Below are 12103 nucleotides of genomic sequence, written 5' to 3' on the forward strand. Positions count from 1 at the left end.
GCCGCCTTCGCTGGCAAGCCAGCTCCTACAGGCGAATGCGCCCTCCAGCCCTCTGCTATAGTCGCGCCTGCCCGCCGCAGGGCCGGTCATTGATCAAGGATTAGGGACAATCGTGGAACAGATTTTCTGGCGTGATATCGAGGATTTGGCCGGCCACTGGAACGGCCTCGGCGTGGACGTCAAACGCCCGGCCAGTGGCAAGCCCAACCTGTGCCTGCTCAGTGGCAACAACAGCCGTATGCAGTTGGTGCTCGGCGACCAGACCCTGCTCTGGGGCACCATGTCCCGCTGCCTGTATGGCGTATGGCTAGTGCGCAATCACCTGCCGGAGCAACTGCCGCAAACCCTGGTGGGCCCCATCGACTCGCCTCAGGTGGAACAACAGGCGCGCCTCGACCCGGCGCTGCGCCTCAAGGCCTGGAGTCGCTTCTTCGTCGAGCAATTGATGCAGCACCAGCCGGACTTCTTTTACCCCGGCTACTGGCTGGTGCGGGCCCTGCGCCCGGCATCGCAGAAACCGATGCGGCCGCTGCTGGAGGGCACCGAAGCCTGGTACTTCAAGGGCGGTGAAGATGCCCTGAGCCATATGCCGCAGTGGGCGATCTATGGTCGCAACATCCTCGACAACCAACAGGCCGGTACGGCGCGCTGGGTCGGGTTGGGGGAGTACGGTGGCGCAGTAGTCGGCCTGCATGCCGTGGACCCGCATTCCGGGCGCTTGAAGTGGTGGCGCAAAAAGGCCCGCGAAGGCAGCTTGCCGCCGATCCTGCTGTGGTACGTCACCGGTCTGAGCTGCTATCTGATTCTCGATGGCCATTACCGCCTGCAGGCGGCCATCGATGAAAACCTGCCGCCGGAGTTTCTGGTGCTCAGCTCGCCGCGGCTCTACCGCTATCGCCCCAACCCGCAAGAGCAGCAGAAGGTGCTGGGGGCGCTGCAAGTGCAAATCCAGCGCAAAAAACTGGACACCGGGCGCTTCAACCAGTTGCTGATCAGCACCTTCGACGACCGGCCGTATCACGGCTTCGGCAGCCAGTCCTGGGCGGGGATTGCCTCGGAGCAGGCGTGGATCGACCAGGTCAGCGGCATTCTCAAGGAGCGCGGTGACCTGAGCGACCTGGAGGAAATCCTCGAACGCGAAGCGCCGGAAGAATACCGCTGAGTCATGCTTGCGGCTGATGCCAATCGGTTTTTTGTAGCCGCTGCCGCAGGCTGCGTACGGCTGCGCAGCAGACGCGGCGATTTCAAGGCCGCCAGCGGTCTTTGACGGGAGATCGCCAAGCAAGGTCCTGCGGACCTTTTCGCAGCCTCGCCAAGGCTCGACAGCGGCTACAGCAACCCCTGGCAACCCTGTAGCCGCTGCCGCAGGCTGCGTACGGCTGCGCAGCAGACGCGGCGATCTCAAGGCCGCCAGCGGTCTTTGACGGGAGATCGCCAAGCAAGGTCCTGCGGACCTTTTCGCAGCCTCGCCAAGGCTCAGCAGCGGCTACAGGTCCGCAGGGCCATAGGTCCACAGGCCTATGCCGATTGGGGCAAGGTGGTTTCGGAAACGAGCTGGAAGGTCGCTGGAATGGTGTTTAGTCGCTTTCTTTTGTAAGGCATTTCCGAGAAACTGCGGGCCGCTTGAATGCGCCTGGTGGGCGGGCTAGGGTGCTGGAGCCATCGCCCAATCGATGGCTCGGATGTGCAAGTCCGACTGTTACCAGACGCATAAGCGCTCAGTCATGCCTGAGCGATTTCATGTTCGCCGTGTTATGGCGGCCGTGCGCGGGAGATCTTCGGATCTGCCGGGGTTCTGGTAACTCGGTCTTGCACACCCGCGTACGGCTGCCACCTTATTCGTGTGCAAGCGAACGGTGTCGGCTCCTTGTCATTACCAGGAGTTTGACCATGAAAAAGCTCGTCCCCGATCCACCCACGTCCTATCGCGATCCCGCCCTCAAGGCCGCCAACGCCACCCTGCGCGTGGCCCTGGCCCGGCAACCGCTGGACCCCGCGCTGTTCCAGCTCACGACCCAAGCCAAACCCGTTTCCCCGACTCGCTGTTCAGCGTGCGCGAAGGCGTTAGCGCCGAAGAGGCCCTGGTGCATGTGGCGCTGCTGCTCAAATGCGCCGAAGAGGTCTGCGATGAAATCACCCAGCAGGGCAGCGGCCTGGAGCGCGGGCTGATCTGGTCCATGGTGCATTCCGTGGAAATGGCCAGGGCCGTGGTCGAAGCCTTGCTCGACGGTCAGCGCGGGCGTTGAATCCGGGCATCTCCTGATACGTTTTGTCGGACGGGTTCGATTGACTGGGCTTTTTTCACGGCACAGTCTGTCGGACCTTTTTCGTCATTTCCTTGCAGGAGCTAGCCCATGCCGTTCGCCACCATCGATGGACAACCGTTGCACTACCTCGACCAGGGCCAGGGGCCGGTGGTGTTCCTGGCCGGCAGTTATTTGTGGGACACCGGCATGTGGGCGCCGCAGATCGATGCGCTGTCGGCGCAGTATCGGGTGATCGCGGTGGACCTGTGGGGCCATGGCCAGTCCGGGGCGCTGCCTGAGGGCACGGCGTCGCTGGATGATGTGGCGCGGCAGATGCTGGCCTTGCTCGACCATTTGCAGATCGAGCGCGTAACCCTGGTGGGCTTGTCGGTGGGGGGCATGTGGGGCGCGCGCCTGGCCCTGGCGGCGCCGCAGCGTATCGACGGCCTGGTGCTGATGGACACTTACCTGGGCGCCGAGCCTGCACCGACCCGGCAGTATTACTTTTCCCTGTTCCAGCAGATCGAGGACAGCGGCCTGATCGCCGAGCCGCTGCTGGACATCGTGGTGCCGATCTTCTTCCGTCCGGGGATCGATCGGCAGTCGGCGCTGTTCCAGGATTTTCGTGCCAGCCTCGCGGCACTGCCGGCCGAGCGCCTGCGCCAGAGCGTAATTCCCATGGGGCGCATCACTTTCAGCCGGGCGGATGTGCTGGATCAGCTGCAGCACCTGGATGGGCCGAACACCTTGTTGCTGTGTGGCGACCAGGACCAGCCGCGGCCACCTGCGGAAACCCTCGAGATGGCCGAACGCATTGGCTGCCCTTACCAGTGGGTTCCTGACGCGGGGCATATTTCCAGCCGGGAAAACCCGGAATTCGTGACCCGGGCCTTGTTGGCGTTTTTACAGCGCGACGGCTGAAGCCTGATTCTTCCGTTGTAGGAGCTGGCTTGCCAACGAAGAGGCCCGCAAGCCAGGTGCCCGCCTGACGGGCGCTTTCGCCGGCAAGCCGGCTCCTACGGGTGGGATACGCGTTGTAGGAGCTGGCTTGCCAACGAAGAGGCCCGCAAGCCGGGCGCCAGCCTGACGGACGCCGTCGCCGGCAAGCCGGCTCCTACGGGGAAGGGGCGGGGTTATTTGGGGCCGAGGATCTGCGTCAGCTTGCCCGGGGCCGGGGCGCCTTGCTGCTGTTGCAACTCGCCCTTGTCGTCGAGGTAGAAGATCGCCGGGGTCGCCGACAGCTCCAGCTCTTCCATCAGTTTCATGTTGGCGTCGAGTTTGGCCTGCACCGCTGCGGGAATGCTGGCCAGGGGTTTCAGGGCGCTGCCCTTGCCGGCCTTTTCGTGATCCTGCAGGGCCTGCTGCGGGTCCTTGGCGGCCAGCAGAGCAGCGGATTTGCCCGGGCTGTCTTCGCGGATGATGCCCACCATGATATGCCGCAACTGCACTTTGCCAGCCTTGACCCAGGGCCGCGCCTGTTCCCAGAACATGTTGCAGTAGGGGCAGTTGGGGTCGCTGAACAGGTAGACGATGCGAGGTGCATCGGCCTTGCCGTCGGCGATCCAGTTGCTCTTTTCCAGGTTGCCCCAGACTTCCTTGGCCATGGGCGCGTAGACCAGTTTCTGCAACGGTTCGGCGCTCAGGTCCTTGCCGTCGGCATCGTAGAGGTTGCCCAGCAGCACGTGCTTGCCGTCAGGGGTGAGGTACAGGGTCATGCCGCGGTTCTGGTACTGCGCGGCGTAGCCCTTGAGGCCGTCCGGGGCGTCGAAGCTGCCGATGATCTTGGCGCCTTTTTCTTCGATCTTGCGAATGGGCGCAGGCAGTTCCTCGGCCTGTAGCAGCGGAGCGTTGAGCAACGCCGCGCCCAAAGACAGGCTCAGCAAGTGGCGGATGAAGGGCATGGCAGTTTCCTTGAAGGGGCGACCGAGGTCGGGTGGGCGTCGTCGAAGTTTTCCAGGGCCCGGGCCAGGCTGGCTTCCGAGAGTTCCCCCAGGTGGCTGCCCAGCAGGCGGCCATCGGCGCTATAGAACAGCGTAGTCGGCAGGGCCATGGAGCCCACGGCCTTGCCCAGGCGGCCACTGCCGTCGAACAGCACGTTGTTCAGGTTCAGGTCCTGGGTGGCCAGGAAGGTGCTGACGCTTTGCATGCTTTCGGCCTGGTTGACGAACAGGAAGGTCAGGTCCGGGCGTTGCTGCTGGGCTCTCTCCAGCACCGGCATTTCCCGCCGGCACGGTGGGCACCAGGTGGCCCAGAGGTTGATCACCAGCGGGCCACCCTGGTAGTCGGTGAGTTGCACGGTTTCGCCGGCGGCGTTGCGCAGGGCCACTTCCGGCAGGCGCGTGCCCTGGTCGTAGAGGGTCAGGGCCAGGGTCGCCAGCAGCCAGAAGGCCAGGCCGCTGGCCACCCCGGCACCCAATGGGCGGCGCAGCGCCGGGCGTTTCCAGCCCCAGGCCAGGGCCGCCAGGAGCATGACGATCACCCCCGGCCAGGCCAGGAAGCCGCCGTCGCGCAGGTCGATGATCATCCACAGGTCGTGCTGGTAGTGCTTCCAGTAAGCGAGCACGAAACTGACCCGGGCGGCGAGCATGCCCAAAAGGAACAGGCTGAACAGCACGGACTCGGGGTTGTCACCGCCGCGCTTGGCCACGCGCCAGCCCACCAGGGTGGCCAGGGCCAGGGCACTGATCAGCAGCAGGTGGTTGAGGGCGATGGCAAAGGTGCCGATGGTAAAGGTCAGCATCAACGGGCTTCCCGGGTCTGGGTCCAGCGTTGCAGGAAGGCGTTGGCATCCACTTCGCCGGTGATGCGCTGGCTGCGGCGTTCACTGCCGTCCGGGCCGATCCACAGCATGCTCGGTGGCCCCGGCACCTTGTAGCGGCTCAGGAGTTCGCGGCCGTCGGCGTTGTCCAGGGTCACGTCCAGGCGCAGCAGGCGCACATCCTTCAGGGCCTCCAGCACCTGAGGCTGGCCGAACACGGTTTTCTCCATGATCTTGCAGGACACGCACCAGTCGGCGTAGTAGTCCAGCAGCACCCACTGGCCCTGGGCCCGGGCGCTGTCCAGGGCGCCTTGCAGCTCGGCGGGGGACTTCACCGTGGTGAAGGCATCATGGGCCGTGACGCTATTGGCCACAGGGCCACCGCTGTAGACCTTAAGCGGCCGCCACAGGTCGTCGCCGCCACCGGCGGCACCCACCAGCAGCATGCCGCCCCAGGCCGCGAACAGCAGCGCGCCGGCACCGAACAGGTGCAGCAAGCGGCCGGCAATCGCCCGTTGCTGCCAGGCGCAGTAGGCCACCACCAGAGCCAGGGCGCCCCACAGCCCCATCCACAGGCCGGGGTTCAGTACCGGGCGCAGCATGTAGATGGCGGTGCCCAGGAACAGGATGCCGAATACACCCTTGAGCAGGTTCATCCACGGGCCGGGCTTGGGCAGGAAGCGGTTGCCCAGGGTCACCAGCAGCAACAGCGGCAGGCCGATGCCAAGGCCCAGGGCGAACAGGGCCAGGCCGCCAAACAGCGCGTTGCCGGTCTGGGCGATGTACAGCAGGCCGCCGGCCAGTGGCGCGGTCATGCACGGGCCCACCAACAGGGCCGACAGCGCGCCGAGAATGCCGCAGCCAATCAGGCTGCCGCCCTGGCGCTGGCGGCTGGCGCCTTCCAGGCGGTCGCGCAGCAGGGCCGGCATCTGCAGTTCGAAGAAGCCGAACATCGGCAGCGACAGCAGCACGAACAGCGCGGCGAAGCTGCCCAGGACCCAGGGTTGTTGCAGCCAGGCTTGCAGGTTGCTGCCCAAAAGGGCGGCGATTACCCCCATGCCGGCATACACCAGGGCCATGCACAGCACATAGCTTGAGGCCAGGGCCAGGCCCCGGCGCGGGCTGGCGCCACTGCCCACCACCATGCCTGCCAGAATCGGCAGCATCGGCAGCGAGCAGGGGGCGAAGGCCAGCAGCAGGCCGAAACCGAAGAAGGCCAGCAGGCCCAGGCCCCAGGATTTGTGTTGCAGGTCATTGGCCAGCAACTGGTCCTGGGCCGAGCCATTGCTGGTGGGCGCGACGTTGCTGGCGGCCACTGCCGGCGCACCGCCCAGGTCCACTTCCAGGGTTTGCGGCGGGTAGCACAGGCCGGCGTCGGCGCAGCCTTGCCAGCCCAGCTTGACCTTGCCGCTGGCGGCGGCCGGCAGCTTCACTTCCAGGCCCTGGCGATACACCGTCTGCTGGCCGAAGAATTCGTCGCTGTGGTCTTCACCGGCCGGCAGGGTGGGTTGCAGCTCTGGCGCCACGCCGTCGAATTTCAGGCGCTTCTGATACAGGTAGTAGCCGTCGGCGATCTGCCAGAACAGCTGGGTTTCCCCTGAAGGCAGGCGCTCGGAGGTGAAGACGAAGGCCTTGCCCACCGGCAGGAAGTCGGGCTTGACCTCGAACGGGTTGTTGCCGGCGTGCGCCAGTGTGGTGAAGAGCATGAACAACAGGAGAAACAATCGACGCATGGCCAAGCCTTAAACCGGTGCAAGTTGCGAGCACAATGGCCGGTCCTGATTAACCGATGATTAACCATACTTGGCTTGTGGCCAGGAAACGGCGGGCATAATGTCCGCTTAATCCGCAGCCCGCTTAATCAACGCCTTTGTACAGGACCGACCATGCACGTACTTGTCTGTGAAGATGATGAGCTGATTGCCAGCGGGATAGTCGCCGGCCTCACGGCCCAGGGCCTGACGGTCGAGCATGTGGCCACCGCTTCGGCAGCGCGGGCCATGCTCGGCGTGGCCGATTTCGACGTGATGGTACTGGATCTTGGCCTGCCGGATGAAGACGGTTTGAAGCTGCTCAAGCAGCAGCGCCAGCAGGGCCTGGAGATTCCGGTGCTGATCCTCACCGCCCGCGACTCGGTGACCGACCGGGTCGATGGCTTGCAGGCCGGTGCCGACGATTACCTGCTCAAGCCCTTCGACCTGCGGGAACTGGCGGCGCGCCTGCACACCCTGTTGCGCCGGGTGGCGGGGCGCAGCGTCAACCTGATCGAGCACGGGCGCTTGACCTATGACCCGAGCACCCGGGAAACCCTGCTCGGCGGCCAACCGGTGGACCTCTCGCGGCGCGAGCAATCCCTGCTCCAGGCGCTGCTGCACAACCGTGGCAGGGTGCTGTCCAGCGAGCAACTCAAGGACAGCGTCTACGGTTTCAACGATGAGCTGGAGAGCAACGCGCTGAATGTGCATATCCACCACCTGCGGCGCAAACTCGGCAACGGCATCGTCGAAACCGTGCGCGGCCTCGGCTATCGCCTGGGCCCGGCCGACGGTGAGGAGAACCGCTAAGTGAGAAGCCTGCGCCTGCGCCTGAGCATGACCCTGGGCGCTGCCTTCATCCTGATCTGGGCCCTGGCCGCGGCCTGGATGCTCAGTGACCTGCGCAACCAGATGATGTTTTCCCTGGACCAGCGCCTGGTCGCCTCGGCGCGCATGGTCGCCGGGCTGCTGGAGCAGATGCCGGCGCTGCCGTCCCATGGCCCGAGCAACCAGATCAACAGCGCGGCCCTGACCATCCCCGGCGGCATGGCCTGCCAGGTCAGTTCCCTGCGCGGGCAGATCCTGGCCCGCAGCCACAGCACTCCGGAGCACCCGCTGGAAGCCGAGAAGCTGGGCTTTCACGACCAGATGATCGACGGCGCGCCCTGGCGCACCTTCACCCTGGTGCGCGGCGACATGCGCATCACCACCGCGGATCGCCAGGTCGAGCGCGAAGCCCTGAACATGTCGGTGCTGCTGGCGGCTTCGGTGCCGGTGGGCGTGGCCCTGCTCGGCTGCCTGTGGCTGCTGTGGCTGGGCATCGGCCAGAGCCTGGCCCCGCTGAACCGGATTCGCGACGCGCTGATGCGCCGCAGCGCCGACTCCCTGGAACCGTTGCAGATCCAGCCCATGCCCAGCGAGCTGCGGCCGCTGCTGGAAACCCAGAACCAGCTGTTCCAGCGCATTGCCAAGACCATCGAGCGCGAACGCCGCCTGACCGGTGACGCCGCCCACGAATTGCGCAGCCCGCTGACCGCGATCAAGACCCACCTGCAAGTGGCGCGCATGACCGAAGGTGCGGCCCGGGACCAGTCCCTGGCCCGGGCCGAGGAGGGCGCCGACCGCATGCACCGCACCCTGGAGCAGTTGCTGTTGCTGGCCCGGGTCGAGGGCAGCCTGTCGTTCGACGACGGCGTGCACTGCACTGCCGAACAGGTGGCGCGCCTGGCGATCCAGGACGCCGCCGTGGGCGCTCGGGCCCGGGTCAAGCTGCATATGCAAGGCAAGGCCGGCGAGGCTGCGGTGGAAATGCCCTCGACCCTGGCCATCGCTGCCTTGCGCAACTTGCTGGACAACGCACTGCGCCACACCCCTGAAGAATGCCCGGTGGAGCTGAATCTGGAGACAGTCGGCGCCCGGGTGCGTTTCCAGGTCCGCGACCATGGTTCGGGCATTCCCGCGCAAGACTTGCAGCACCTGACCCAGCGCTTCTGGCGCGACAGCCAGAGCAGTGGCTGTGGCCTGGGCCTGGCGATTGTCCAGGCCATCGTCCAGCGTTGTGGTTGCGAGCTGAATTTCGACAGCCGCCCCGATGGCCTGCGAGTCGAGCTGACCCTGCCTGCCCACCGCGCCTGACCCATCACCTTCCCCTGTAGGAGCCGGCTTGCCAGCGAAGGGGCCCTTGAGACCGCCTTCGCCAGCAAGCTGGCTCCTACGGGGCGGCATGTGCAATTTCCTCGCCCCGGGGTGTAAATCCCCACCGCGCTGAAGCGTTTTTAGAACAGGAAAACCTGTCAGTGCGCGCCCGCGCTTGGGCTGCGCATCCGGCCGGTGGCCGTTTTGCTCAAATTGCAGCGTGAGGGTTCGAGACATGTCAGCCGTTACCAGCCTGATGGAAGATTCGCCGGTGGGCCTTGGCGCCGCCCCGCAAGAGACGCTTTACCAGTTCGACGAGTCGCCCCTGCTGGCCCGCCAGAGCCGCCAGGAATCCAATGCCCGCAGCTATCCACGGCGCATTCCCCTGGCCCTTAAGCGGGCCAGCGGCATTCACGTCGAAGACGTCGAGGGTCGGCGTTTCATCGATTGCCTGGCCGGTGCCGGGACTTTGGCCCTGGGCCACAACCACCCGGTGGTGATCGCCGCGATCCAGCAGGTGCTGGCCGATGAATTGCCGCTGTTGACCCTGGACCTGACCACCCCGGTCAAGGATCAGTTCGTCCAGGACCTGTTCGGCCTGTTGCCCGAGGCCCTGGCTGGCGAGGCCAGGATCCAGTTCTGCGGCCCCACCGGCACCGATGCCGTGGAAGCCGCGCTGAAGCTTACGCGCACCGCTACCGGGCGCAGCACCGTGCTGTCGTTCCAGGGCGGTTACCACGGCATGAGCCAGGGTGCGCTGAGCCTGATGGGCAGCCTGGGGCCCAAGCGCGCCCTGGCCGGGCTGCTGAACAACGGCGTGCAGTTCCTGCCGTTCCCCTATGACTACCGCTGCCCGTTCGGGCTGGGGGGCGCCGAAGGGGTCAAGGTCAACCTGCATTACCTGGAAAACCTGCTCACCGATCCGGAAGCCGGGGTGGCCCTGCCAGCGGCAGTGATTGTCGAGGCGGTGCAGGGCGAGGGCGGGGTGATCCCGGCCGACCTGGAATGGCTGCAAGGCGTGCGCCGCATCACCGAGAAGGCCGGGGTGGCATTGATCGTCGATGAAATCCAGAGCGGCTTCGGTCGCACCGGCAAGATGTTCGCCTTTGAGCACGCGGGGATCATTCCCGATGTGGTGGTGATGTCCAAGGCCATCGGCGGCAGCCTGCCGCTGGCGGTGATGGTCTATCGCGACTGGCTCGACACCTGGCAGCCGGGTGCCCACGCCGGCACCTTCCGCGGCAATCAGATGGCCATGGCCACCGGTTCCGCGGTGATGCGCTACCTCAAGGAACACCGGGTGCCCGAGCACGCGGCGGCCATGGGCGAGCGCTTGCGCGAGCACCTGCTGATCCTGCAGCGCGACTTCCCGCAACTGGGGGATATCCGTGGTCGTGGCCTGATGCTCGGGGTGGAACTGGTGGACCCGGCCGGCGTGCCGGATGCCCAGGGCCATCCACCCCAGCATGCGCGCCTGGCACCGCTGGTGCAGCGCGAATGCCTCAAGCGCGGGCTGATCCTGGAGCTGGGCGGGCGCCACGGCGCCGTGGTGCGTTTCCTGCCGCCGCTGGTAATCACCGCAGCGCAGATCGACCAGGTGGCCCAGATCTTCAGTAAAGCCGTAGCGGCGGCAGTGGCCAGCCTCTAATTTTTTGCCCCGCCGTTTCGTTCCTTCTACACAACCGCCGTGCGCTGAGCGCGGCGAACCTTATCAGTGATGGAGACAAGCAATGACTTCAGTATTCGACCGTGAGGACATCCTGTTCCAGGTGGTGGTCAACCATGAAGAGCAATACTCGATCTGGCCCGACTACAAGGCCGTGCCCCAGGGCTGGCGCACTGTGGGCAAGAGCGGTTTCAAGAAGGACTGCCTGGCCTACATCGAAGAAGTCTGGACCGACATGCGTCCCCTGAGCCTGCGCCAGAAGATGGACCAGCAGGCCGTAGCCGGCTGACCTGTAGCCGCTGCCGAGCCTGCGAGGCTGCGCAAAGGGCCGCAGGACCTTCAGCGATCTCACGAGCAGCGCCTCCTGCGGAGCCGTTCGCAGCCTGCGGCAGCGGCTACAAAGATCCCGGATCAAGATTGTTCTGTAGCCGCTGCTGAGCCGTGGCGAGGCTGCGAAAAGGGCCGCAGGACCTTCAGCGATCTCACGAGCAGCGCCTCCTACGGAGCTGTGCGCAGCCTGCGGCAGCGGCTACAGAGGCGCTGCCTTCTTGAGCTTGGCGGTTTTTCATGCCGGGCGATCAGCCCCCGCGCTTGACGGCCTGCAAGGTGTAGCTCAGTGGCAGGCGCCATGGCGCTTCCTTGAGTCGCCATTCGCCGCGTTCATCCACCACCATCTGCCCGGGCAGGGCTTCCCAGGGGATGCTCTGGTGCTCCACCAGTCCCGTGATGTCCAGGCCCTGGGCCAGCAAGGCGCTGATGATCTCTCCCAGGCCGTGGTTCCATTCGTGGGTCATGGTGGCCTTGAGGGGGCTGTCGGTTTCCACGTAGGTGTTTTCGTCGTCCCAGACCAGAGGCTCGCGGGTTTCGAAGTAGGGCAGTTCCACCCGCAATGAGTCGTGGTGATCTTCGTTGATGGCCCAGAGCATCGGGTGGCCTTCGCGGATGAACAGCCGGCCACCGGGCTTGAGCAGGGCGCCGACGGTCTGCGCCCAGCGCTCGATGCTCGGCAGCCAGCACAGGGCGCCGATGCCGGTGTAGACCAGATCGAAGTTGCCTTGGGGCAGTACCTCGGCGGCCAGGAACACGTCGGACTCGTGGTAGTCGATAGGCGTATTGCAGCGTCGGGCCAGGGTCCGGGCTTCAGCCAGGGACGCCGGGGAAAAATCCACGCCGCTCATCTGCGCGCCGAGGCGGGCCAGGGACAGGGTGTCGGTGCCGATATGGCATTGCAGATGCACCCCGCGCAGGCCTCGGATATCCCCCAGCAAGGGCCGGTCGAACTGCACCACGTCGGACAGATAGCCGGTTTCGTCGACAAAACGCTGCACCGCGTAGTCCGCCGAGGCGGCATGCAGGGGCGCGCGTTCGTCCCAGTTGGTCTTGTTGAGTTTTACGTAGTCGCTCATGGCGCGGGCTTCTTCTCTGGGCTTTTGGCGAAGCGCAGACTAGCACCGGAAAATGCGCGCGATCTTGAGGGAATATGTAAGCGGCCCCGGCCCCCTGACCCCGACTGTAGCCGCTGCCGAGCCATGGCGAAGCTGCG

General features: G+C 65.6%; 10 protein-coding genes and 1 pseudogene. 7 read left to right on the forward strand and 4 right to left on the reverse strand.

Annotated features, from left to right (window positions below; all coding sequences use genetic code 11):
- The first annotated feature begins 112 nt into the window (after positions 1–112).
- The 3 genes and pseudogenes from AC1RL5_RS27120 (at position 113) to AC1RL5_RS27130 (ending at position 3167) form a co-directional block, all read left to right on the forward strand.
- The gene (locus AC1RL5_RS27120) at positions 113–1162 is read left to right on the forward strand and encodes a hypothetical protein (RefSeq protein WP_083533693.1); all 1050 of its coding nucleotides are present in this window, start codon (positions 113–115) and stop codon (positions 1160–1162) included.
- Between the two features lie 728 nt (positions 1163–1890).
- Positions 1891–2246: pseudogene (locus AC1RL5_RS27125) on the forward strand (DUF6124 family protein).
- 108 nt (positions 2247–2354) lie between these two features.
- Positions 2355–3167: an alpha/beta fold hydrolase gene (locus AC1RL5_RS27130; protein WP_072450591.1), complete on the forward strand. Its 813-nt coding sequence runs from the start codon at positions 2355–2357 to the stop codon at positions 3165–3167.
- Positions 3168–3379: 212 nt separating this feature from the next.
- On the opposite strand, the gene dsbG is transcribed toward AC1RL5_RS27130, so the two are convergent.
- The 3 genes from dsbG to dsbD are packed head-to-tail and all read right to left on the reverse strand — an operon-like array spanning position 3380 to position 6737.
- Positions 3380–4147 (reverse strand): thiol:disulfide interchange protein DsbG, encoded by a 768-nt coding sequence (dsbG, locus tag AC1RL5_RS27135; protein ID WP_011062459.1) that lies wholly within the window; start codon positions 4145–4147, stop codon positions 3380–3382.
- A complete protein-coding gene (locus tag AC1RL5_RS27140; RefSeq protein WP_103407891.1) occupies positions 4123–4986 on the reverse strand; it encodes a TlpA disulfide reductase family protein in 864 nt (287 codons plus the stop codon). The genes dsbG and AC1RL5_RS27140 overlap by 25 nt, the downstream gene beginning before the upstream one ends.
- Positions 4986–6737 carry a protein-disulfide reductase DsbD gene (gene dsbD / locus AC1RL5_RS27145; protein ID WP_072450589.1) on the reverse strand — a complete coding sequence of 584 codons (1752 nt, stop codon included), beginning with the start codon at positions 6735–6737 and terminating at the stop codon, positions 4986–4988. Before dsbD ends, AC1RL5_RS27140 begins: the two co-directional genes overlap by 1 nt.
- Before the next feature lie 153 nt (positions 6738–6890).
- Between dsbD and AC1RL5_RS27150 the strand changes: the two genes are divergently transcribed.
- The 4 genes from AC1RL5_RS27150 (at position 6891) to AC1RL5_RS27165 (ending at position 10849) form a co-directional block, all read left to right on the forward strand.
- On the forward strand, positions 6891–7568 hold the full coding sequence (locus AC1RL5_RS27150) for a response regulator (RefSeq protein WP_011062456.1): 678 nt from the start codon (positions 6891–6893) through the stop codon (positions 7566–7568).
- Positions 7569–8894 (forward strand): ATP-binding protein, encoded by a 1326-nt coding sequence (locus AC1RL5_RS27155; RefSeq protein WP_072450588.1) that lies wholly within the window; start codon positions 7569–7571, stop codon positions 8892–8894.
- A gap of 235 nt (positions 8895–9129) precedes the next feature.
- Positions 9130–10542: an aspartate aminotransferase family protein gene (locus AC1RL5_RS27160; protein WP_011062454.1), complete on the forward strand. Its 1413-nt coding sequence runs from the start codon at positions 9130–9132 to the stop codon at positions 10540–10542.
- Positions 10543–10624: 82 nt separating this feature from the next.
- A complete protein-coding gene (locus tag AC1RL5_RS27165; protein ID WP_011062453.1) occupies positions 10625–10849 on the forward strand; it encodes an MbtH family protein in 225 nt (74 codons plus the stop codon).
- 289 nt (positions 10850–11138) lie between these two features.
- Here AC1RL5_RS27165 and AC1RL5_RS27170 read toward each other — a convergent pair whose 3' ends face one another.
- Positions 11139–11966, reverse strand: a complete 828-nt coding sequence (locus AC1RL5_RS27170) for a class I SAM-dependent methyltransferase (RefSeq protein WP_072450587.1) — start codon at positions 11964–11966, stop codon at positions 11139–11141.
- Positions 11967–12103 lie beyond the last annotated feature (137 nt).

The sequence above is a fragment of the Pseudomonas sp. GW822-FHT06D10 genome (assembly GCF_058799535.1).